The organism is Pseudomonas sp. B34(2017), from assembly GCF_002112915.1.
Classification (GTDB): Bacteria; Pseudomonadota; Gammaproteobacteria; order Pseudomonadales; family Pseudomonadaceae; genus Aquipseudomonas; species Aquipseudomonas pharyngis.
In genome coordinates this window covers 1-23,422 of the sequence record NZ_NEJA01000007.1, presented here as the reverse complement: position 1 = coordinate 23,422, position 23,422 = coordinate 1, and the positions used below count along the sequence as shown (strand labels likewise).

General features: G+C 60.0%; 15 protein-coding genes. 7 read left to right on the top strand and 8 right to left on the bottom strand.

Features of this window, described 5'->3' with window-relative positions; genetic code table 11:
* The first annotated feature begins 195 nt into the window (after nucleotides 1–195).
* The gene (locus CAF80_RS21770) at nucleotides 196–3,339 is read left to right on the top strand and encodes a transglycosylase domain-containing protein (RefSeq protein ID WP_085667923.1); all 3,144 of its coding nucleotides are present in this window, start codon (nucleotides 196–198) and stop codon (nucleotides 3,337–3,339) included.
* A 151-nt stretch (nucleotides 3,340–3,490) separates the two neighbouring features.
* Entirely contained in the window at nucleotides 3,491–8,539 is a 5,049-nt protein-coding gene (locus tag CAF80_RS21765; protein WP_085667922.1) for an NEL-type E3 ubiquitin ligase domain-containing protein, read from the top strand.
* Between the two features lie 68 nt (nucleotides 8,540–8,607).
* On the opposite strand, the gene CAF80_RS21760 is transcribed toward CAF80_RS21765, so the two are convergent.
* The 6 genes from CAF80_RS21760 to CAF80_RS21735 all read right to left on the bottom strand — a co-directional run bounded on the left by CAF80_RS21760 (nucleotide 8,608) and on the right by CAF80_RS21735 (nucleotide 15,515).
* A complete protein-coding gene (locus tag CAF80_RS21760) occupies nucleotides 8,608–9,870 on the bottom strand; it encodes a hypothetical protein (RefSeq protein ID WP_235375864.1) in 1,263 nt (420 codons plus the stop codon).
* The gene (locus tag CAF80_RS21755; protein WP_052266521.1) at nucleotides 9,867–10,367 is read right to left on the bottom strand and encodes a CS1 type fimbrial major subunit; all 501 of its coding nucleotides are present in this window, start codon (nucleotides 10,365–10,367) and stop codon (nucleotides 9,867–9,869) included. Before CAF80_RS21755 ends, CAF80_RS21760 begins: the two co-directional genes overlap by 4 nt.
* Before the next feature lie 34 nt (nucleotides 10,368–10,401).
* Entirely contained in the window at nucleotides 10,402–11,145 is a 744-nt protein-coding gene (locus CAF80_RS21750; RefSeq protein ID WP_039765783.1) for a pilus assembly protein, read from the bottom strand.
* A gap of 44 nt (nucleotides 11,146–11,189) precedes the next feature.
* Entirely contained in the window at nucleotides 11,190–12,404 is a 1,215-nt protein-coding gene (locus tag CAF80_RS21745; protein WP_085667921.1) for a hypothetical protein, read from the bottom strand.
* Nucleotides 12,405–12,408: 4 nt separating this feature from the next.
* Complete coding sequence (locus CAF80_RS21740; RefSeq protein ID WP_039765779.1) at nucleotides 12,409–14,931, bottom strand: CS1-pili formation C-terminal domain-containing protein; 2,523 nt, start codon at nucleotides 14,929–14,931, stop codon at nucleotides 12,409–12,411.
* An 83-nt stretch (nucleotides 14,932–15,014) separates the two neighbouring features.
* The gene (locus CAF80_RS21735) at nucleotides 15,015–15,515 is read right to left on the bottom strand and encodes a CS1 type fimbrial major subunit (protein WP_039765776.1); all 501 of its coding nucleotides are present in this window, start codon (nucleotides 15,513–15,515) and stop codon (nucleotides 15,015–15,017) included.
* A 501-nt stretch (nucleotides 15,516–16,016) separates the two neighbouring features.
* On the opposite strand from CAF80_RS21735, the gene CAF80_RS21730 reads away from it, so the two are divergent.
* Both CAF80_RS21730 and CAF80_RS21725 read left to right on the top strand, forming a co-directional pair.
* Nucleotides 16,017–16,592 (top strand): PadR family transcriptional regulator, encoded by a 576-nt coding sequence (locus CAF80_RS21730; protein ID WP_039765773.1) that lies wholly within the window; start codon nucleotides 16,017–16,019, stop codon nucleotides 16,590–16,592.
* Nucleotides 16,589–17,374: a siderophore-interacting protein gene (locus CAF80_RS21725; protein ID WP_064383885.1), complete on the top strand. Its 786-nt coding sequence runs from the start codon at nucleotides 16,589–16,591 to the stop codon at nucleotides 17,372–17,374. Before CAF80_RS21730 ends, CAF80_RS21725 begins: the two co-directional genes overlap by 4 nt.
* Before the next feature lie 18 nt (nucleotides 17,375–17,392).
* Here CAF80_RS21725 and CAF80_RS21720 read toward each other — a convergent pair whose 3' ends face one another.
* Together CAF80_RS21720 and CAF80_RS21715 are read right to left on the bottom strand one after the other, a co-directional pair.
* Nucleotides 17,393–18,031, bottom strand: a complete 639-nt coding sequence (locus tag CAF80_RS21720; RefSeq protein ID WP_074688503.1) for a Pr6Pr family membrane protein — start codon at nucleotides 18,029–18,031, stop codon at nucleotides 17,393–17,395.
* Nucleotide 18,032: 1 nt separating this feature from the next.
* Nucleotides 18,033–18,263, bottom strand: a complete 231-nt coding sequence (locus tag CAF80_RS21715; RefSeq protein ID WP_007956650.1) for a VF530 family DNA-binding protein — start codon at nucleotides 18,261–18,263, stop codon at nucleotides 18,033–18,035.
* A gap of 301 nt (nucleotides 18,264–18,564) precedes the next feature.
* On the opposite strand from CAF80_RS21715, the gene CAF80_RS21710 reads away from it, so the two are divergent.
* From CAF80_RS21710 to CAF80_RS21700, 3 genes are all read left to right on the top strand, one after another.
* Nucleotides 18,565–19,926 (top strand): carbohydrate porin, encoded by a 1,362-nt coding sequence (locus CAF80_RS21710; protein WP_085667920.1) that lies wholly within the window; start codon nucleotides 18,565–18,567, stop codon nucleotides 19,924–19,926.
* A gap of 135 nt (nucleotides 19,927–20,061) precedes the next feature.
* Nucleotides 20,062–22,473 (top strand): glucose/quinate/shikimate family membrane-bound PQQ-dependent dehydrogenase, encoded by a 2,412-nt coding sequence (locus CAF80_RS21705; RefSeq protein WP_085667919.1) that lies wholly within the window; start codon nucleotides 20,062–20,064, stop codon nucleotides 22,471–22,473.
* A 375-nt stretch (nucleotides 22,474–22,848) separates the two neighbouring features.
* Entirely contained in the window at nucleotides 22,849–23,217 is a 369-nt protein-coding gene (locus CAF80_RS21700) for a DUF6124 family protein (RefSeq protein WP_085667918.1), read from the top strand.
* Nucleotides 23,218–23,422 lie beyond the last annotated feature (205 nt).

The following is a 23,422-nucleotide window of genomic DNA, read 5'->3' as shown; positions in this document are numbered from 1 at the left end:
TCAGTCAGAAACTTTTTGCTCACCTTGTTATGTTTCCCGATACAGACGCGACGATACCTGTGCGCCTCGGATCCTCACCGCCCCGTCGCTCGATCCCGTCTCCGCTCGATGACCTTCACAATTTTTTCACCGACGCCAACCAGCGACTAAGCTTCAGTCAAGTCCGATCAATCTGCGTGAATGGATCAATCGACTATGGGCGCTTTGTGGCAAACCGATTCGAGTGAAAAAGTGGTTCCGACTGAACGTGTGGATGAAGCGCCTTTACCTGAAAAACCCCGCCGCAACCGGCACGGGTGGAAGGCTTTCTGGCTTCTGGTGGTGATCATCGCGATTGTCGTGGGCCTGGCCGCGATGAAGGAAATGCGCACCTCGCGTTTCCAGTCCCGCGAGGTCAGCCAGTACGCCGCCAAACTCAAATACGAATTGCAGCCGGGGCCCAGCGAAGCGATCCGCTATCCGGGCAACGGGCCGTTCGACCTGCGTCTGGGGTACAGCTCGCTGGACGAGTTCCTGCCACGGCTGATCAAGCGCAACTACGTGATCACCGAGCAGACGCGCTTCTCTCCGGCCCTGCTCAACTACACCGACAAGGGCCTGTTCGTGCCCTATTCCGAGAAGATCCAGGCCGGCCTGTCGATCACCGATTGCCGCGCCGCGCCGCTCTATCAGTACAACTATCCGCAACAGCTGTACGCGAGTTTCGAGTCGATTCCACCGGTGGTGGTCAACAGCCTGCTGTTCATCGAAAACCGTTTTCTGCTCGATCCAAAACAACCGTTGGCCAACCCGGCGGTGGACTGGCCGCGCTTCGGCATGGCCGCGTGGTCGCAAGTCGCCAAGTTGCTGCACTTGCCGGGGCAGTCGGCCGGTGGCAGTACCCTGGCCACCCAGCTTGAGAAATACCGCCACTCGCCCGATGGTCTGACGGTGTCCGGTGCAGAGAAGATCCGCCAGATGATTTCCGCCAGCGTGCGCGCCTATCAGGGCGGCCCGGACACCTTGCCGGCACGGCAGAACATCATTCGTGACTACCTCAACAGCGTGCCGCTGTCGGCCGTGCCGGGGCATGGCGAAGTGCACGGCATGGCCGAGGGCCTGCGGGTCTGGTACGGCGCCGATTTCAACGAGGCCAACCGCAAACTCTCCAGCTCGGCGACCGATCCGCAGTCCATGGCGGACAAGGGCCTGGCTCTGCGCGAAATGCTCTCGCTGATGATCGCCCAGCGCCGCCCTTCGCATTACCTGACCAAGGGCCGCGAAGAATTGGTCGAACTGACCAACAGCCACCTGCGCCTGCTCAGACAGAACGGCGTGATCGACGCCGCCCTGGCCGATGCGGCGCTGGCCAGCACCATCAGCTATCGCGACTGGCAGACCCAACCGACGATCCAGCCAATCGAAACCAACAAAGGCATCAGTGTCGCCCGCAGTCGATTGGCGTCGATGCTCAACCGTCCGCTGTATGACCTCGACCGCCTCGACCTGTCCGCCACCAGCACCCTGCAAGGCGAACTGCAAACCCAGGCCACCGCCTATCTGAAACGACTGGCTGACCCGGCCTATGCGACCGAAGTCGGCCTGATGGGCGAACGCCTGCTGACGCCCACCAGCACCACTCAGGTGCGCTACAGCTTCACCCTGTTCGAGCTGACGCCGGACGGCTCGCGCGTGCGGGTGCAGACCGACAGCACCGACCAACCGTTCGATATCAACGAGGGCAGCAAGCTGGAACTGGGCTCCACCGCCAAGATGCGGGTGCTGACCACCTACCTGCAAATCATCGCCGAGCTGCATGACAAGTACGGCGCCATGACCTTGCAGGAACTGAAAAAAGTCGACGTGCCGGAACAGGATCGCCTGAGCCGGTGGGTGGTCGATTACCTGATCCAGAACAAGGATCGCGACCTGTCGAAATTGCTCGGCGCAGCCCTTGATCGCAAATACTCAGCCAGTCCCGGCGAAGCTTTTTTTACCGGTGGCGGGCTGCACACGTTCCATAACTTTCGCAAGGAAGACAACGGCCGCCTGCCGACCCTGCGCGATGCCCTGCGTGAGTCGATCAACCTGCCGTTCATTCGTCTGATGCGTGACCTGGTGCGTTACACCACCTACTCCGGCCCCAACAACAGCGCCGAGCTGCTCAAGGACGACCGCGACCCGCGACGTCAGGAATACCTCGCCTCGTTCGCCGACCGCGAAGGCACTTCGTTCCTGCTCAAGTTCTGGAAGAAGTACCGCAACAAGGACACCCAGGCCCGGCTCGACACCTTCCTCGACAGCATGCGCCCGACCCCGATCCGCATGGCTGCCGTGCACCGTTACCTGCTGCCCAACGCCAGCCAGGAGGATTTCAACAGCTTCGTGCGTTCGCATTTGAAAGGCGCCAAGCTCACCGAAAAACTCACCGACGAACGCCTGGAACGGCTCTACCTGGCCTACGGCCCCGGCACCTATGACCTGCCGGATCAGGGCTTCATCGCCAAGGTTCACCCGCTGGACCTGTGGATGATCGGCTACCTGCTCAACCACCCCGACGCGACCTTCAAGGACATCGTCAAGGCCAGCCAGTTCGAGCGTCAGGAAGTCTACAGCTGGCTGTTCAAGAGCAGGCACAAGGGTGCCCGTGACAGCCGGATCCGCACCATGCTGGAGATCGAGGCGTTCCTCGAGATCCATCAGCGCTGGCAGAAAGTCGGCTATCCGTTCGATCACCTGGTGCCGTCGCTGGCCACCGCCATCGGCAGCTCCGGCGACCGCCCCGCTGCGCTGGCCGAGCTGATCGGCACCATCCTCAACGACGGTGTGCGCATGCCGACCCTGCGCATCGACAGCCTGCACTTTGCCGCCGGCACGCCTTACGAAACCAAACTGGTCAATGACCCTCATGTGGGCAAACGGGTGATGCCGTCCGAAGTCGCCACGGCGATGCGTGAAGCGCTGTCGCAAGTGGTGGACTCGGGAACCGCCAAACGTGTTTCCGGCAGTTTCAAACTGAACGATGGAACACCGCTGGTCATGGGTGGCAAGACCGGTACCGGCGACAACCGGATCGAGGCGATTGGCTCCGGCGGGCGGATTCTCAGCTCGAAGTCGATCAACCGCACCGCGACCTTCGTGTTCTACATCGGCGACCACCATTTCGGCACGCTCACCGCGTTCGTGCCGGGGCGCTCGGCGGAGAACTTCAAATTCACCTCGGCCCTGCCGGTGCAAGTGCTCAAGGGCATGGCCCCGATCCTGATGCCTTACCTGCAACCGGGCAGCGACTCACAATGTCTGCCGCCCGAGGCATCGAGAGTGGCTTCCCTGAATGCGCGCGCCTCTGTGCCGGATTGAAAACGCCCGGGTGTTATTTATATGTTTTAAACATTCCAATATTCAATCGGACCCGCTATTAAAACCGCACTTGTACAACCAGCTTTTAAACTAATCATTCCCGCCCCCGAACGTTAGCCTTGAAACTTCCGACTGACTCAAGGCTTTAGCAATGACCGCAACAATTGAAAACAAAGGGCAACATTACGACTTGATTAAGTCGAACATCGACTCCGTTTTTCTCGATATGCAATTGCATCGAAGTCACGCACTGAGGCGAGTGCCCCTGCGCAATGAAAAGTGGATAAGCGCAGCACCGCCCAAGCACCTGGAACGCATGAACAATGCCAACAGGAAAGCCTGGAATGCACAAAACACGATCGACAATACACTCGCAAAACTGAAGGACATTCAGGCTTTCGCCGAACCTTTGCTGAAGGCAAAGCTGCTTGAAAAATTCAACATCGATGTCGACGTAAAAAATACTTATCTGCGGTTATACGTTTCCCGGGAAAGCAGCTGGTGGGCCATTCAAGTTATACCCGGCTATACCGCAAGAACAGTTTCATTGCTGGATGCAGCACTGCACAACTTTGCCTACGACGAAACATTCGAGAAACACTCCGCGTTCCTGGAAAAGACCGATGCGGCCCGTGAGCTGTTCGATATTTCACCGATCGACAAAATCATCAGTGTGAGCCAGTTCCAGTCACTGTGTCGGGAGCTGGATATCGGTGCGCAATACAAGGCCCACCTCGAAGAACATCTGCTCAACAGGGAGCCGGTCGCCCAGGCTTTTCTGAAACTGCAAGTCCAGCGCAGTCAGCAAGCGGCCCTAAAGGCAGCCGCGCACATTGCGCTGGCCAAAAAAGATATCGGCCGGCAGGCCCATTTGCTCATTCGAGACCTGCTCGAAGGTCAGGAGCACCTGAAGCTGGGCGAGCAAGCCATGAAGGTGTGCGAGCTGGGCATGATGGACCTGAACTTCACCGGGATCCTGATCATCCGGCCCGATCCCGATCAGAAGCAGCACTCGCAGACAATGATCGCCTACGTGCCACAGGATCCCGAACACCCGCTCAAGGAGTACCCCTCGACGATCGAATTCATGAAAGAACTGAGCCGCCAGCTGAGAGACAACCAGACCGCGCAGTCCAGCGGTATCACGTATCGCCAGTTTTTCAGTCAGTTCGTCGATCACGAACAGCGCGGCCATTTCTTCGCCGACCTTCAACAGCGGCTCACTTACATCAAATGGTATCCAAAGGAACGAGGCGATCCCCGCCCCTCCTGGCGTGAAACGCCTGTGGACAAACCACAACTGCAATTCAGCGCGCCCCCGATCACTGAACCGCTGTGGACTTACCTCTACCAGCAACAACTCAACAAGATCCTCAACGACGCCCGAGTCATCGCCGTGTCCACAGCGGACGCAGACAGCCGCGCACGCTGGGCCTGGTGGGAAAACTTCAAGAAAATCGCTTCCGACATCTTCAGTGTGGCGTTGCTGGTCGTGACCCCTTTCGTGCCATTGCTGGGCGAAGCCATGCTGGCCTATACCGCGTTTCAAATCATCAACGAAGCGATCGAAGGGGTAGGGGATCTGATTCAGGGGCACTACGCCGAATTCGGCGAGCATGTGCTGGGTGTGATCACCGATATCCTGCAACTGGCGGCATTCCACGCCGGCTCGAACATCGGCAGTGCATTCCGGCTCAAATTGTCGCCCCTGGTCGAGAATATGAAACCGGTGCGTTCGATCGACGGCAAGACGCGCCTGTGGCACCCCGACCTCACGCCCTACGAGCAACCGGGCCTGGCGCTGCCAGAGACATCAAAACCCGATGCACTTGGCCTGCATCGTCATTCGGGCAAGACCTTCCTGCCCATCGAAGGCAAACACTACGAAGTGCAACTCGACCCGCAGGGCGAGACGCATCGCATCGTTCACCCGACACGCGCCCAGGCCTACTGGCCCGAAGCCCGGCATAACGGCCAGGGGGCCTGGACTCTGGAAGGCGAAAAGCCGCAAGACTGGGAGGGATCGCGACTGATGCAGCGTCTGGGGCACTCCACCGAGGGCTATAACCCCGCCGAACTGGAAAAGCTGCGCAGCATCAGCGGTACCTCCGACGACTCGCTGCGTCGCATGCACGTCGAAAACGCCGCCCCGCCTCCGTTGCTGGCAGACACCCTCACCCGCTTCAAGACCTGGGAACGTACCCGTGGCTTGAGCCACCTGGTGCGCACCGGACAGCCACTGCCCGCCGGTTCGTTCTGGTTCGAGACCATCGCCCCAAGCTTGCCGGGATGGCCCGTCGAGAAGGGCTTGAGAGTCTATGAAAACGCGGACCTCAGTGGCGCCTTTCGCCAGTACGGTCATTCAGGCGTCACGCCTGAGAACACCCTGAACATCAGCCTGGCGGACATGACAAGCGGCCGACTGCCGGAGCGACTGACGGCGTTTTTGAGTGAACAGGACATGACTGCCCTGCTGGGCAGTCCCTATCCCCGCGACCGGCAGGTCCAGGCTTTGCGGGACAAACTGGCGCACGCCGTGGAAACCCGGACACCCGAGATTTTCGATTACCAATACCGTCTTCAGGACCGCTCCGACGATCCACAGGTGCACCTGCTGCAAAGCGAATTTCCACAACTGCCGTCCTCGGTGGCGCGTCCATTGCTGGAACGGGCAACGGATGGCGAGCGGCAAATCATCGCCGAACAACAGCGTATTCCGCTGCGCGTGAAGAACATGGCCCGTGAAAGCGCTTTCGAAACCCGTGCGACGCGCGCCGTCGAGGGCCTGCACGAACCCGCGCTGCTGGTACCGGATACCGAACGGCTCATCCTCAATACCCTGAAGATTCACACCGACACCTTCGGCGACTTGCGTATCGAAGTCCGGGACGGAACCCCTGACGGGCCACTACGTTCCAGTACCGGCCCCGAAGAAGCGGGCACCGTGCGCACGCTGATCAGAGACGATCGCGGCCGCTACGAAGTGTTGGATGCCGCTCAGCGAAAGCAGCATGACGCCGATGATTTCTATCAAGCTGTCCTGCTGGCCCTGCCCGAAGACAAACGTGCTGCGCTGGGCTATCGCACTGACCAGGGAGAAATGTTCAGACAATGGGTCACGGTCAAAACCGCCCCCCCGACCGAACGTCGGACTCTGCTCGCCCGCCCCCCCCTGCGCGCCGTTGTGCCACGGGACACCGAGTTGCTGCTACGAGGTCCGGGATTGTCGAAGGTCTGGCCGTTCGCGGAAAAAACCGTCGAAACCAAAGTGCAGGAGATGTATCCGCACTTCGATGAAAACGAGGTGGCCGCATTCACCCGCTCACTGCATGCCAAAGGCGACCCGCATCAGGAAATCGCACGCCTGAAACAGGAGCGCGAGGAGCTGAAGCAAAAACTCGAGAACTGGCGCCAGCGTTATCTGCGGGACTATGACCCGGATGACGGCGGACGCTTGCCGGACGCCTATTGGGATTACGAGCGCAAGGGTGGCAGGCTCATCGCGGAGCGCCTGATGGAGTGTTTCGACCGAAAGTCCGAGGTTTTCGGTGAACGCAGCTCCAGTCTGGAAGACGGGTATGCCCTTGACCTGTCCACGGAAGTCCTGCCAAGCGACCTCGAGCGCTGGTGGAAACAGATGCCGAATGATCTCAAACCCTTTCTGCAACAAGTCACTACGGTGAATCTGGATCGCCAGCAGTTCTCACCCGGACCAAGCGGCCTGCTCAAGGACTTCCCCAATCTGCAGCAGCTCAGCGCCAGAAACTGCGGTTTGAGAACGCTGCCCGACAGCATCGGCCAACAGCGTCAGCTCAGAACCCTGCGCCTGAGTGACAACATGATCGAACTGACTCCGCCCGCCATCGAACAGCTGCAGAACCTCGAGCATCTGGAAACCCTGAGGCTGGACAACAATCCCCTGGGCGACTCGCCGCCCATTCAGCATATGCCGAAACTCAAGGTGCTGAACCTGGCCAATACGAATATCACCGCCTGGCCGGCGGGGCTGTTCAGCCATCCCAGGCCCAAGGGCTTTTTCCTCGATCTGCTGAAAAACCGGCTCCACTCGATTCCCGAAGTTGCCCCGGGCTCGGACAAGGCCTTTCTCATTGCCCGCACCCGGGTCGATCGGACAAAGCTTACGCCAGAGGTACGCAAGTCGTACGGACTGTACCGCGAATCAGTGGGGATGAGTCCCAGGGTAAGGTATCAGCAGCCCGCCGAAGATCTGATGTTGATGTGGATACCGCCCAGCGATGCATCGATGTACAGCGAATCTCCCGGTACCGGTGCCTATCGACCGGAGGCCTGGCACTATCTGGTGAACGAACCCGATTCCCTCGGCTTCTTCACCGTGCTGGAAGGACTTACTCGATCGGCCGACTACAAGCAGGGAGGCCGTGCGAAAGCGCAACTCACCGATCGTGTCTGGCGCATGGTCAATGCCATTGAAATCGACACCCCGTTACGCGAAGAACTGTTCCTCATGTCCACCGAACCCGAAGGTTGCGCAGATGCCGGTGCGCAGCTCTTCAACAACATGGGGGTGAAGGTGCTGGCTTCGGAGGCCCGGCACTTTTCAGTCAGCGCTGACGAAGTCGAAGGCAAGCTGGTGAAACTGGCCAAAGGCTCCGCCCGCCTTGAGCAAGTCACCGGGATTGCACGGGCCGATATCCGGCAAAGAGGAGGCGATCCCGATGAGGTCGAGGTCCACCTGGCTTATGAAACCGGGCTGGCCAAACGCCTGGAACTGCCATGGCAATCCGAAGCCATGAACTTTCGCCCGACAGCCGGCGTCACGGATAAAACCATCGATCAGGCATACGCCACGATCATCGACGCGGAAGCGGGCGACGGTCTGGTCAACCAGATGATCGAGCAACCCTTCTGGGAGCAATACCTGCGCAAGCAATATCCGAGTGATTTCGCTCGCAACACCGAGCTTCATCAGGACAAGCTGGAATTATTGTCCCTGACGAAGGAGTGGCAGGAAGCGCAAAGCCAGGGTCAGGAACCGACGGACGTGCGCAAGCAGCTTGTCGAACTGGCCGAAAAACTGTCCGTCCCGCTGGATGAAGTGCTGACCGGCGAGGAGATGAGTCAGGAGGAGTTCGAAAGCCGGCAACGGGACATCGGTTATCAGGAACGGGAACTGAGCAGACAACTGACGCGTGAAGCGATGGCCCGGGCTGGCATCTGATACACGTCAGCCCGCCCAGCCTCCGGAAGGCCCGGTTGCCGAGGCCTTCCCGGGGCAACACCCTGTGCCTACACTTCCGAATCCCAGATGACGGTGATGTCCCCCTTGTACGTACCCTTGACGCCGGGACGAAACATGAAATCCATGGCCTCCTGAGGCATCTCGAACCGCAGGTTGCCCGACTTGCGCTCCACGTAGTGGCCGGGCTGGAACGGCCCCACCCAGGCATTGTTCATCAACGGCACATCCCTGACCGGTACTCCGCCAGGCCCGGTAATACCGCCGGGCAGACTGAGCAGTGTGTGAACCCAGGTGGCGCCCGACTCTCCGACCAGGCGGCAATCGGGTCCGAAAACCTGGAAGGAATCACACTTCATCATGACCTTAAAAGGGGCGGAGGCGGAGATAAAAAAATTCTGGTCACGGTAGATCTGCGCAGGACGGCTGCCGTTGGCGAGCCAGCGCTGCCAGCCACCCTGAGGCTCCAGCGAGACCTTGTTTCCGCCCGGTGGCAGGTCGACTTTAAGGGTGTGCTGCACATCCAGAACAAAGTCCAGCATCAGGTGGCTGTCCACGGGCCTCAACAAAGGGCCGAAGTCGATTTGTCCACCCGAGCCAAGGATATAAGGTATCGAGCCGGTGTATTGCCCGGTGGACATTGTCAGAGGATTGGGTGTACGCAACTCGTAGGCGAAATCCAGTGTGGAAAACGCCATCGACGGAATCCGGTAGGCAGCGGCTTTGACGCAGGCTGCCTCGACCGGCGTTTTCCAGAAAAAGCCGAAGGTCGTGGCGGTGTAATAACCGACACCGGAATTCTGACAGGGGGGGGCTGCGTTGGCCCAGTTAGTCCCCCACAGCAAGCCATGGGCCTCAGCCGGGTCAGAAACCCCGACCAGACTGGTCGCCGGATCGCTCAGATAGTATTGGGAACCGACACCCATCATGCGCACCTCCACGATGGCTGTCTCCTGTGTATCCCGGTTGGTCACCACCGCCTGACGCCAGTTGGAAGGGACACGCAGCGACACCTCATCTCCGGGCATCAGAGAACGAATGGCCTGGAAAATCAGCGGCGTACGAATACTGAACATTTTATTGGCCGCACATTGCGCGGGATAATCTGCGCAATAGCCGCTGTTCGGCGTCGTGTTGATGAACATGTTTTTTCCGGGTTTGGAAGGGTCGGGTTGAAACACCGCCCGGATTTCCTGATTCGCAGCGTGCGTCACTGACATACCCAGCAGCGCAGCCAGGCCTATCCCTGCTGTGGATCTATTCATCGTTAAAAATCTTTGGCCGAACAATAAAGGGAGTCGGGTGATGTTCATGCGCCGGGTGCCCGTGCATTGAACAGCAGCATCACATTGCCGCTGTAGTCTCCTGGTCGATACCCACCGGCAGGCTTCACCGGTTCGATTTCCAGCAGGACCCGTTTACCGATGGCCGCGTCTTCCTTCGAGACCACTTCTCGCGGGGGCACCTCGGGTCCCAACACAACGCCATTGAAACTGACCTTGAGCCAGATCTCTTCACCCGAGCGGCCGTTCGACAGGTAGGCGGGGCTGTCCAGACGCGCCTCGATTGCACTGGTGTCGTGCCGCACGTCGAAATGCTTGCTCAGGGTGCTCAGAGTTTCGGAGGGATAGTCCCAGTGCAGTTGCTGCGTGCGATGCACCCAGTCCGGTTCGCTGGGAATGATGTAGAACGGCCGGCTCGGAATCGTCAGCGACACTTCGAAGACGTGTTCTTCCCGGGCCGCACCGGCCAGAGCACTCATCAGACTGCCGGCGACCATCAGCGCCAGGCGCGCGCATTGTTTGTTCATGTCTTTGTTACCTGCTGCGTCCTTGGAGGGCGGATCATCGACTCGCGACCTTGAGTGCTTTCTTGCTGTCACCCTCGATCAGAAAAAAGCGGTATTCACGCCCCTTCTCCTTGTCGAACCCGAACGACTTGCCAGCCAGGACATGGTGTTTGGTCACCGCCCCGCAATCGGTGTCATTGCTCAGCGAACAGCTCTTGAACTCATCGACGATCACCACGGAGTTGCCGTTGTTGCGCAGTTCGTAACGGCGGTCGTTTTCCTCCACGGTCGTCTGGAAGCGAGTGTCCTTGGGGCGCACGAACAGAATCGTGCCGAAGCCGGTCATCAGGTTCACCCCTGCCGACATGCTTTTGGCATAGTCCTCGCGCTCCTCGTCCCCCACCACGAAGGCGTCTTCCTTTTCCGGCACCACCGGTACGAAACGCACACGGAAATAACGCTCGCGTGTCCGCTCGCCCATGTACAGCAGTCGCGTTCCCTGCATGCCCTCGGCGGGAACGATCAGGCGCGCCGGACTCGCCATCACGCCATCGCGAGAGCCGCCGTCGGCTGCATTCTCCAACGGGACTTCCTGCGGTTTGCCTTCGGCGTCGTAGACGATTTCCAGCACGTTGACCTTGACGAACGCCGTGCTGTCACCACTGTTGAACACACGTTTGAGGTAGGTGCTCTTGTTGCCGTCCAGGTAGTCATACACCGTGCCGACATTGATTTGCGGCCCGGCCAGTACGGGCCCGCCAGGCAGACCGAGCAGTAAAAGCAGAAACAGGCGTGTCATCGTTTTCAACCCTTTTGAAAATGAAAAGAGATCGATCCGGCTCGTCAGATTTCCGAATCCCAGATAATGGTGATATGGCCCGTGAGCGTGTCGCTGACCCCGGGTTGCAGAAAACTGTAGAAATATCGTTCGGGTATCTCGAAACGCAGGTTGCCCGCCTTGCGATCGACGTACTGAACAGGCTGGAACGGGCCAACCCAGGTGTTGTATTGCAATCTGCCGCTCCAGCCGTCGGCACCACCGGGGCCGGAGATCCCCGGCGGTACCGTCATCGTCGTTTCCACCCTGGCACTGCGTCCCGTCGGACTGCCCATATGGCATTCCGTACCGCCCAGAGAGTTGCATTGCATCATCACTTTGAAACGTGACGAGGCCGACAGGTAATACGGCTGGTCGCGGTAGATCCGGCTCGGTCGGCGACCGCTTTCCAGCCAGCTCTGCCAGCCGCCGGCAGGTTCCAGGGACACCTTGTTGCCACCGGGTGGCAGATCGACCTTCAGGGTGTGTTGAACGTCCAGGACGAAATCCAGCGTAAGAAGGCTGTCATCCGGATACATTTGCGAGCCGACGTCGAAGTCCCCTCCTGGCCCAAGGGTGTAATTCAAAGACCCGGTGTAGAGCCCGGATGACATGCGCAGCGGATTGGGTGTGCGCAGTTCATAGGCGAAATCCAGGGTTGGGAAAACCATCCCGGGAATGAGGTAAGCCGCCACCTTGGTACAGGCAGCTTCCACGGGGGTTTTCCAGAAGAACCGATAAGCAGTGGGCGAGTAAGCACCCACGCCGCTGTATTGACACGGAGCCGGTGCATAAACCCAACTGCTGGTGGTCCAGAGTTTTTGATGACCTTCAAGGATGTCCGATACACCGACCAGATTGGCGGCGCTGTCGCTCAGCTCGAACCGGGAGCCGATGCCCGTGACCCGCATTTCGACAATTTCGGTTTCCCGGGTGTCCTGATTGGTGACCGTCACTTGTCTCCAGCTGGCGGGCACTTTCAGTGAAAGTGGAAAGCCGGCCGTCATGAAGCGGCTGGAGGTGAAACGCACGGGCAACTCGATACTGAACACCTGGTTGTCGGCGCATTGTTCGGGATAGATGGCGCAATAACCGCTGCTCGGCGTCTTGTTGATGAACACGTTCTTGTTCGGATGCGCCGGATCGGGCTGAAACAGGGCGCGGATCTCCTGATTCACGGCACCTGCCGGAAAGGTGCTCGCCGCTGCGAGCAACCCGAGCCACCATGTAGACTTTTTCATGGATTCAACCTGCCTTCTGATCGGTTGCGTTGACATCGGCCAACGTATCGGGCGTGCAACGCAGATCACCGATCATCAACACATTGTTTTCGCTGCGGTGGCGATCGGCGTCGAGGCGGAACTGGCAGAGCAGTTGTTGCCCCTGACGCACCTCCAGCGTGGGGGAGCCGGCGTTCATTTCCATCGAGAAGAAACCGTCGACCTCTGTCACCCCGCGACTGGCGTGGTTGATCACATGATGGCCCTTGAGCGGACGTCCCTGGGCGTCGACCAGCCGCCCGAGCACGGTCATGGTTCTCATCACGCGCACCTTGCGGTACTCCACGCCGCCCTTGTTCATGTGATAGCGGGTGCGAGCCGGCTCGATCGTGGCGGCCGGAACGGTATTGCCCTCGAAGTCGAAGCTCACCGAACTGTTCTGATAAGCCGTGATCGGGATGAAGTTGCGGCCCGGTCTCAGCGGTGCGCTGCCGCCGCTGTAGTCATCGGCACGCAGCGCGATGTCATCGATATCGGACTCGACGTCGACAATCATGCCGGCGCCGCGCATGTCATGCTGGCTGGTCAGCACCATCCGCTCGCCGCCCATCACCAGTGTGCTGTCCAGGTTCAGACCGCCGGTGAAATTGCCGTTGTACGACGAGCGCTGCACGAAGCCGTCACCGTTGACCGAGTCCGTGCGAAAGCTCGCCAGGCTGGACAGGCCGAGGCCATAAGTGTCGCTGAGCGCGGTCACCGAGACGTTTTGCAGCACGTGATCCTGCAGATTCATGCGCCAGCCGAGGGATGCATTATTGTCGCGCCCACCCTCTCGCGCCGTGCGTGAGCCGATGCTGCCGGTGATCTGCTGACCCGGCCCGCCCAGCGCCAGATTCAGGCTCAGGTCGACCCCGCGATTGCGCGCATCGCCGCTGCTGAAGCTACCGGGACGATCGAACAGCGAAAGCCGCCAGTTGGCATCGCTGCCGAACAGTACGGTGCGCTGAGTCCAGCCCAGATCCACGCCGAATCCTTCGGTGTTGCCTTCACTGTGGGACACACGGGCATTGATCGAGCTTTTACTGCTGACCCGGTGATTGAGTGCCAGCGATGAATTGCTGGTCTGGCCGATGAACACATTGCGCTGACGCACTCGCGTGCCGTCAGGCAGCGTGTCATAGATGTCGGTGGTATCCAGCCAACTGCGGTTATGGCTGATCACAAGGCTGCCGGCGCCGTAGTTGTAAAGCCCCTGCACGTCCAGACCGGTGCCGTGGTCTTCAGTCTGGTAAACGTTGGCGTACAGGCTGACGCTGTTGGCCAGCGTCCAGTCGATGGAGGTGCCGTATTGCAGCTTTTCGCGGATCTGGCGAGCCGAGAGTCCGAGAATCACCCGTGGGTGCCACAGGTAATTGATCGACGCCCCCGCCGTGGGGTCGCCGCTGGCCTGGCGGTCCCAGTTGCTGAGCAGCTTGGCTTCCTGCCCCGCGAACAGGTTGTAGCGCCAGCGCTCGTCGAGGTTGCGCCAGTTGTTCGGCTTGTACACCAGCTCCTGGGTGGTCGAGGTGGTCTGGCCATCCTCGATCAGGCGCACTTCGACTTCATAGATTCCGCCGGGCAACGGCCGGGTGTCGAGGGTCTGCAAGCCTGCCGGCACCGACTGCGTATTGATCAACAGCCCGTCGCGATAAACCTCCACCGATGCCTGACGGTTGGCCGTCACATAGATGGGATAGATGCTCGGCTTTGGCGAATTGATCGCCAGGCTGTCCGAACTGCCGTACATCACGCCCACGGTCGTATCAGGACTTGTACCAAATGTGCGGGGCTGACGGGTCAGGCCTTCGGATGCCGGCGTGAAGTAGCCCAGACGCACGAAACTGCCCTGCAGCTCACGCTGCGTATGCAGTTCATGCACGGCGTGATACAGCTGGTCATCCGGTCCGCCCAGACGGGCCAGCTGCATGTTGAATGTCTGGCTCCAGTTCCCGAGGCTGGCGCTGGCTTCCAGGCCGAAACGCCCGCCCAGATCCTGTTCCTGGCCACCATTGAGATTGAGCTGGTTGCGCACGATCAGACCGCTGCTGCCGCCGTCGGGCTGGTCATAGAAGCGCTTGGCCTCGGTGTCGCGCTCGGCGTTTTCGGTGACGATCGATACCAGCGAGCTCTCCAGGTTGTAGTGCACCGCCAGCATCTGTTCGGGGCACTGCCCGGTGCAGGCGCCGAGGGCAACCCCCGGTTTCAGGTAGCTGGCCCAGACGTCGCGTTCTGCAGCACTGAAACGACTGTCATGGGTATCGGTGAATTCCAGCAGTGTCAGGCGATCGTCACGGGACAAGACCACCATGGCCTCGCCCAGCGGTTGCTGATCGAGCTCCACCCGCACGGCCAGGGGAACATCAAAAAAGTGCTCTTCAAAATCCGTCGGCAAACCTTTGGCCTGAGCCAACAGGCTTCGCGGTGTCGTACCGGAAGCCGCAGGTGCCGCCACAGCTGCGGCACAAAACAGCAACGCAAGCGCAGCCGCGATGGGCGTCATCGGAAACATGAACAGTTACTCTGATTACAAAACACACAAGAAGCCCGACTGACAGAAAGTTCTGTCAGTCGGCTTTCGTTACTTTTCAGAAGTCAGAGCTTTACGCCGGCCACCGGAGTAACAGCGTCAAACATCATGGTCACCGAACCGGTGTAGTCACCCGGGGTGAAGTTAGTGCCTTTGGCGGTAATACTTACCGGCGCACGATAGTTCACATCGGACTCGGCTTCACCGACGACCATTTGCGGAGTTTGGGTGAGCACCACATTATTGAACTTGACTTCCAGATCGATAATGCTCGAACCCCCAACCAGTTTCGGTACACCTTCCAGAGAACCGTGTACCGAGCCGTTGTTGTTGCGCACATCGAAGAAGCCGTTGACCGGTTTCATGGTGCCGGTAATCGGGCTGAAGCTCATGTCCTGATCCTTGCTGACCAGGTCAGGGTCGACCGGCACCACGTAGAAACCGTTGGTTGGCACGTGGGCCACCAGGCTGATGGAGTGACGCGCTTCACCGGCGGCAAATACCATGGAAGAACCCAGTGCCAGTGCAGCCAGTGGAGCAGCCATTGCGATTTTCTTGAACATCATTCATACCCTGTCTTTTTAAAAGGATGGAGCATTGAAAGTTCAAAACAACGCTCGCCCGGACGGTTCGTGCCGGTTTGAACTTTCAACGCCGGGGCATGATCGACGGTTATCACCGGAAAGTAAGCAGGCAACTTCCCACGAACATGTAGTTAAACATGCTCACATCCAGAAAGAAAAAACGCGCATTTTCAAATATTCATGTCACTAACTGTAAGCCAGACCCTACATACACTTTCTGATAAAAAACCATACAGCAATTGCAACTAACAAACCCGGCGATAATGGCACTTTCTAGAGCATATGCTCAATCATTTATAGAGTGACAACTTTAACTTTGTGGTCATTGCGTTTACAGAAAGCCACTCGCTTCGTGGGCTCGCGAAAAAGGTCTTGAGGCTGGGCAGCCACTCGTCAGGGCGCAAGCGCGATGTGAAAAAAACGCTTGCCGCAACCTAAAGATATATCTTACGTTGTATCTAAATATGACGAGAGAAGACTGAAATGAGAGACCATCATTCCCCCCACCGCGAGCATGGCGACAGCCGTGACGGCTTCGAAAAACGCCACGGCCGCGAGCGCGGCGGTCGCGGACCACGGGTGTTTGCGCCCGGCGATCTGAAACTGCTGTTGCTGGCGCTGATCGCCGAACAGCCCTGCCATGGCTACGACCTGATCCGCCAGATCGAAACCATGTTCGACGGCGCCTACAGCCCCAGCCCCGGCGTGATCTACCCGACCCTGACCTTCCTTGAAGAAAGCGAAATGATCAGCGGCGATGCCGAGGGCGGCAAAAAACGCTACGCCGTGACCGATGCCGGTCGCCAGTCCCTGAGCGAACAGGCGGTGGCCCTGGACGGCGTGCGCATGCGCATCGACGTCAGCAAGCGCTCGCTGCGCGGCCATGATCGCCCGCCGGAAATCCACGAAGCGGTGCATAACCTGCGCCATGCCCTGCAGATGCACCACGGTCGCTGGAGCCCGGAAGAAATCCTGCGGGTGCGCGACCTGCTCAATGACACCGCCAAAGCCATCGTCGACGGCCCCGCCGTTCAATCTGCCCCGGAGAAAGCCGAATGACCGCAGTCGATACCCAAACCATTCACCGCGTCATGCATGAAATCAAACGTCGTCGCCTGGAAGTCTTGCGCGTCGTCGACCTGACTCCGCGCATGCGTCGCATCACCCTCGGCGGGCCGGAACTGGCCGGCTTCATCAGCCTCGGTACCGACGATCACGTCAAACTGCTGTTCCCGCAGAACGCCGAACAGGCCGCGGCGCTGGAAACCCTGGTGCTCGGCGCCGGCAAGAGCGACGTGCCGATGCCGGAAATGCGCGACTACACTCCGCGCCGCTACGACCTCGACAAGCTTGAGCTGGACATCGACTTCGTCCTGCACGGCGACGGCCCTGCCTCGACCTGGGCGGAACAGGCCAAGCCCGGGCAATTCCTGCACATCGGCGGCCCGCGTGGCTCGATGATCGTGCCGGACATTTTCGACAGCTACCTGCTGATCGGCGACGAAACCGCCCTGCCCGCCATCGCCCGCCGCCTCGAAGGCCTGGCAGCCAATCGCAAGGCGCTGGTGGTGATCGAAGTGGAAAACGGCAAGGAGCAGCAAACCCTGGAAAGCGCGGCGCAGGTCAATGTGATCTGGGTTTTGCGTGAGGGTGGCAAGGACAATCTGCTGACGACCGTCAAACAGTTGCAGGTGCCCAAGGGCAATCTGTATGCGTGGGTGGCGACCGAGACCAAGGTTTCGCGGCAGATCCGCCGGGTGCTGCTTGATGAGCACGGACTCGACGAGAAGTTCGTCAAAGCGGTCGGTTACTGGCGCGCAGAAGGCTCCGAAGAAGAGTGAATACGAGCGGCGGCGCTGCTAAAGGCGCCGCCCCTGCCAGCGGTCGATGCCAATCACCAGCAACGCAATCAGCACAAACCCCAGCAGAATCCCCCCGGCGTTGACGAACACCTGTGGATAACCCAACAGCGCCACGTCGATGAACGGGTACGCGTAAGCCCCCAGCAAATGCCCGCGCAACAGCGCATAGGCGAAGTACACCAGCGGATAAATCAGCCACAGCGGCAGGTGCTTCAGACGCAAGCTGCCCTTCGGCACGCACAACCACCAATAAGCCAGAAACAGCAGCGGCATCACGTCGTGGAGCAATTCGTCGGCGATAAATTGCCAACCCTGCGGATGCCACAGATGTCGTAGCAGAATGCTGTAAGCCAGGCCCACCACCGCGATGCTGACGGTAATCCCGCTGCTGACCCACGGTTGCAGAAACCAGCGCCGCGCAGCGGATTCGCGCTCGGTCACCGCGCAGGTCAGCACCACCGCCACCAGGGTGTTGGTGAGCACGGTGAAGTAACTGAAAAAACTCACCAGCCCGCCCAGCAGACTGGCGCCGACGCTCAGCCGGGCGAAGAAAATCAGGTACAGCTGAATCACCAGCCCGGCCCAGCCCAGCACCGCAGCCGAAGTAATCAGGCGTCGCCGCAATACGGCGTCCATCTCAGAGTGGTCGCTTGGTGCGCATCAGTTTCACGTACAGCCGCTCGACTTTCTCCCGCGCCCATGGCGTCTTGCGCAAAAAGGTCAGGCTCGACTTGATGGTCGGATCGCTCTTGAAGCAACGGATGTCGATGCGCTCGGCCAGGCCCGACCATTCGTAGTGGGTCACCAGTGCATTGAGGATCTGTTCGAGGGTCACGCCGTGCAGCGGATCGGGGTTGTGGTCGTTCATGCCGGGCCTTTGGGCGAAGTGAAAATACAGAAGCCGCGCACCTTAGCCGAGGGCATGGGCGGGTGGAAGGCCTTGGGTTTAATGTAGGCCAACCGGAGAAGATCGCAGGTCTGCGCTAATGCCCGCAATGCGCTGTATTGCCGCACTGTTACCGAATCCGAAAGGGTTCATGTCAGCAAAAGCCCTTTGTGTTTTTGTAACAGGACATTATCCTGCCGCCCTTCTGCTGAACCGCTTCACTGCCTGCGTCAAATCGTAGCGGCCAGCTTATCCCCCAAAAAGATCAAGAAAGACCCTATTCATGCCCGATTTTCCGTTCTCCCGAGACAGCGCTATCTCAACCCTGCGCCTGATCGGCGGCTGCACCGCCCTTGGCCTCGCCACCTGCACTCAGGCCGCCCCGGCCTTCGACAGTGAATCACCGTGGATGCTCGGTGACTGGAACGGCACCCGCAGCGAACTCTCGGCGAAAGGTATCGACTTCAAGCTCGACTACACCGGCGAAATGGGCAGCAATCTGCACGGCGGCTACGACCACGACCGCACCGCGCGCTACAGCGACCAATGGGGCCTCGGCACCCATCTGGACCTGCAAAAACTGCTGGGCTGGAACGACGCTGAATTTCAGCTGACCGTGACCAAACGCAGCGGCAACAACATCAGCAACGACCGCATCAACGACCCGCGCGTCGGAGGCTTCACCTCGGCCCAGGAAGTCTGGGGCCGTGGCCAGACCACCCGCCTGACGCAGATGTGGTACCAGCAGAAATTCTTCGACCAGAAGCTCGACATCAAGGTCGGCCGCTTCGGCGAAGGCGAAGACTTCAACACCTTCCCGTGCGACTTCCAGAACCTGGCGTTCTGCGGCTCGCAGGTCGGCAACTGGGTCGGCGGCATCTGGTACAACTGGCCGGTCAGCCAATGGGCGCTGCGCGTCAAATATCACCTGACGCCGGAGCTGTACGCGCAAGTCGGCGCCTATGAGCAGAACCCGTCGAACCTCGATCGCGGCAACGGCTTCAAGCTCAGCGGCAGCGGCACCCAGGGCGCGATCCTGCCGATCGAACTGGTGTGGAAACCGAAGCTCAACGGCCTGCCGGGCGAATACCGCGCCGGTTACTACTACAGCAACGCCAAGGCCACCGATGCCTATAAAGACAGCAACGGCCAGCCCGCTGCCCTGAGCGGCGAAGCCTATCGCAGCGCTTCGAGCAAGCATGGCGTGTGGCTCGGCGTGCAGCAGCAGATCACCAGCGTGGCCAGTGACAACTCCCGCGGTCTGAGCGTGTTTGCCAACGGCACGATGCATGACAAGAAGACCAACGCCATCGACAACTACGTCCAGGCCGGTGTGGTCTACAAGGGCCCGTTCGACGCCCGCGCAAAAGATGACATCGGCTTCGCCCTTGCCCGCGTTCACGTCAACCCGGCCTACCGCAAGAACGCCGAGGCGACCAATCAGGCCCGCGCCGTCTACGACTATGACGATCCGTCCTTCCTGCCGCCGCAGGACACCGAATACAGCGCCGAACTCTATTACGGCGTGCACGTCACCAACTGGCTGACCGTGCGCCCGAACCTGCAATACATCCGCCATCCGGGCGGTGTGGACAAGGTCGACGACGCGCTGATCGGCGGGATCAAGATCCAGTCGTCGTTCTAATCCAGCGCACGCGGCTCAGTCCTGCGAAAGAAATTCGATAGCAAGACAAGTTTTTATCTGAACCATGCCTGCGCCCAATCGTCATCTAAAGTGACTACAGCGCGGGACTACATAAACGTCACGGAGAATCACACTATGAGCACTGAAGGTGCTTCGAGTCGAAGCCGTCTTCTGCCGAACCTGCTCGGCATTCTGCTTCTGCTGATGGGCCTGGCCATGCTGGCCGGGGGAATCAAGCTGAGTACGCTCGGCGGCTCGCTGTATTACCTGCTGGCCGGTATCGGCATCACGCTGACCGGCATTCTGATGCTGATGCGTCGCCGCGCAGCATTGGGCCTGTACGCCATCGTGCTGTTCGCCAGCACCGTCTGGGCGCTGTGGGAAGTCGGCCTGGACTGGTGGCAACTGGTGCCGCGTCTGGCGCTGTGGTTTGTCCTCGGTTTTGTGATGCTGCTGCCGTGGTTCCGTCGTCCGCTGCTGCTCGCAGGCCCTGCGCCGATGGGCACCGGCGGCCTGACCGTGGCTGTGATTCTGGCCGGCGTCACCGCTTTGGCCAGCCTCTTCACCCACCCGGGCGAAATCTTTGGCGAACTGGGTCGCGACACCGCCGACACCACCAGCACCGCGCCAGCCATGCCTGATGGCGACTGGCAGGCCTATGGCCGCACCGAGTTCGGTGACCGCTACTCGCCACTCAAGCAGATCACCCCGGCCAACGTCGGCAAGCTGCAGGAAGCCTGGCGCATCCAGACCGGCGACCTGCCGACCGCCGATGACCCGGTCGAGCTGACCAACGAAAACACCCCGCTCAAAGCCAACGGCATGCTCTACGCCTGCACCGCCCACAGCAAAGTGCTGGCGCTGGACCCGGACACCGGCAAGGAACTGTGGCGCTTCGACCCGCAGATCAAGAGCCCGGTCGGCTTCAAGGGCTTCGCGCACATGACCTGCCGTGGCGTGTCGTACTACGACGAAGCCGCGTACGCCAAGTCTGAAAACACGGCGTCCGCTGTCATCTCCGAGGCCGGCAAAGCCGTCGCCCAGGCCTGCCCGCGTCGCCTGTACCTGCCGACTGCCGATGCACGCCTGATCGCACTGAACGCCGACACCGGCAAGATCTGCGAAGGCTTCGGCACCAACGGCGTGGTTGACCTGACCCAGGGTATCGGCCCGTTCACCGCCGGTGGCTACTACTCCACCTCGCCTGCCGCGATCACCCGTGATCTGGTAATCATGGGCGGCCACGTGACCGACAACGAATCGACCAACGAGCCATCGGGCGTGATCCGCGCGTTCGACGTGCGTGACGGTCACCTCGTCTGGAACTGGGACAGCGACAAGCCAGACGCCACCGAGCCTTTGGCGCCAGGCGAAACCTACAGCCGCAACTCGGCCAACATGTGGTCGCTGGCCAGCGTCGATGAAAAACTCGGCATGGTTTACCTGCCACTGGGCAACCAGACTCCGGATCAGTGGGGCGCCGACCGCACCCCGGGCGCCGAGAAATTCAGCGCCGGCGTCGTGGCTCTGGACCTGGCCACCGGTAAAGTGCGCTGGAACTACCAGTTCACCCACCATGACCTGTGGGACATGGACGTCGGCAGCCAGCCAACCCTGCTGGACATGAAAACCGCCGACGGCATCAAGCCTGCGCTGATCGCCCCGACCAAACAGGGCAGCCTGTACGTCCTCGACCGTCGTGACGGCACGCCGATCATTCCGATCAAGGAAATCCCGGTTCCCCAAGGCGCCGTGAAAGGCGACCACACCGCCCCGACCCAGGCCCGTTCGGACCTGAACCTGCTGGCCCCGGAACTGACCGAAAAAGCCATGTGGGGCGCCAGCCCGTTCGACCAGATGCTGTGCCGCATCCAGTTCAAGGAACTGCGCTACGAAGGCCAATACACGCCTCCGTCGGAACAGGGCAGCCTGATCTACCCGGGTAACGTCGGTGTGTTCAACTGGGGCGGCGTCTCGGTCGACCCGGTTCGCCAGATGCTGTTCACCAGCCCGAACTACATGGCCTTCGTCTCGAAAATGGTGCCACGCGAGAAAGTCGCCGCCGGCAGCAAACGCGAGAGCGAAACCGCTGGCGTTCAACCGAACACCGGCGCGCCATACGCGGTGATCATGCACCCGTTCATGTCGCCACTGGGCGTACCGTGCCAGGCTCCGGCCTGGGGCTACGTCGCCGGTATCGACCTGACCACCGGCAAAGTCGTCTGGAAACGCAAAAACGGCACCAGCCGCGACAGCTCGCCAATCCCGATCGGCTTCACCCTGGGCGTACCAAGCATGGGCGGCTCGATCGTCACCGCCGGGGGCGTCGGCTTCCTCAGCGGCACCCTCGACCAGTACCTGCGCGCCTACGACGTGAACACCGGTAAAGAACTGTGGAAATCGCGTCTGCCCGCGGGTGGTCAAGCGACTCCGATGACCTACACCGGCAAGGACGGCAAGCAATACGTCCTGCTCGTGGTGGGTGGTCACGGCTCGCTGGGCACCAAGATGGGTGACTATGTGATTGCGTACAAACTGCCGGAGTAAGTTGTAACGGCGGTAAAAGGAAAGGCGACGCCCTGTGAGGGGTGTCGCCTTTTTTGTGGGCTGCGTTTTTTACACAGGGTGTGTATGTCCTACAGACAGGGTGCTTGCAGGGGATGTTTCTGACATGTCGCGTCGGTTGTCGCTCGGAAATGGGGTGGATAGGCTTTGGGGGTCGCTGCAAATTCAGCGAACGGGCTTGGTCGTCCGGGTTTAGAATGGCGCACTTTTCAGCATGCTTAATGGCGAACTGTGCGTGGGAGGGCTAACGGCCCTGCCGGGTATCCATTCCCTGGTCGACCAACCTGCGTACGGTTCGCCACCCTATTGCTTGGTCGCAGTGAGCGGCGAACTCCACATCCCGAATGGAGTTCCATCATGAAAAAGCCAACACCGAATCCACCCGAAACAGACGAAACCTCGCCCTACGAATCCGCCGATTCAAAGAAACTCCACGAAGCCGCCGAACGCGCGCTCGACCACCATTTCAATCCCATCCCCAAAAAATGCCCCGGTCGCCGACCGAGCCAGATGTTCCAGATCTCGCCAGACATGGACGATGAAAGCCTGTTGGCCCATGCCTGTGAGTCCCTGGCTACAGCAAGCGTCATGGCCAGTGATGTAGCGGCTTTTGTCGATACGCCGCAGCGACATCGGATCCTCGGGATTCAGCAGGTGATCATGCTGGCGGAACTGGCGGTGAATCGGGTGCTGGATAACGTCGAGGTCAGTCGATATCCGGCATAAATGCTGATGAGGTCTCTGCGGGAGTCAGGCTTGTGGTGAGTCAGTCAGGACGCTGCCCTCACCCTAGCCCTCTCCCGGAGGGAGAGGGGACTGACCGCGTTGTTTGGGAGAGGTACGCCGACGTGAGATACCGAGTCGCACTCAGGTTTTAAAGCCCCCAATCGACTCCCTCCTCTTCGCACCACCACCACCACCACCACCACCA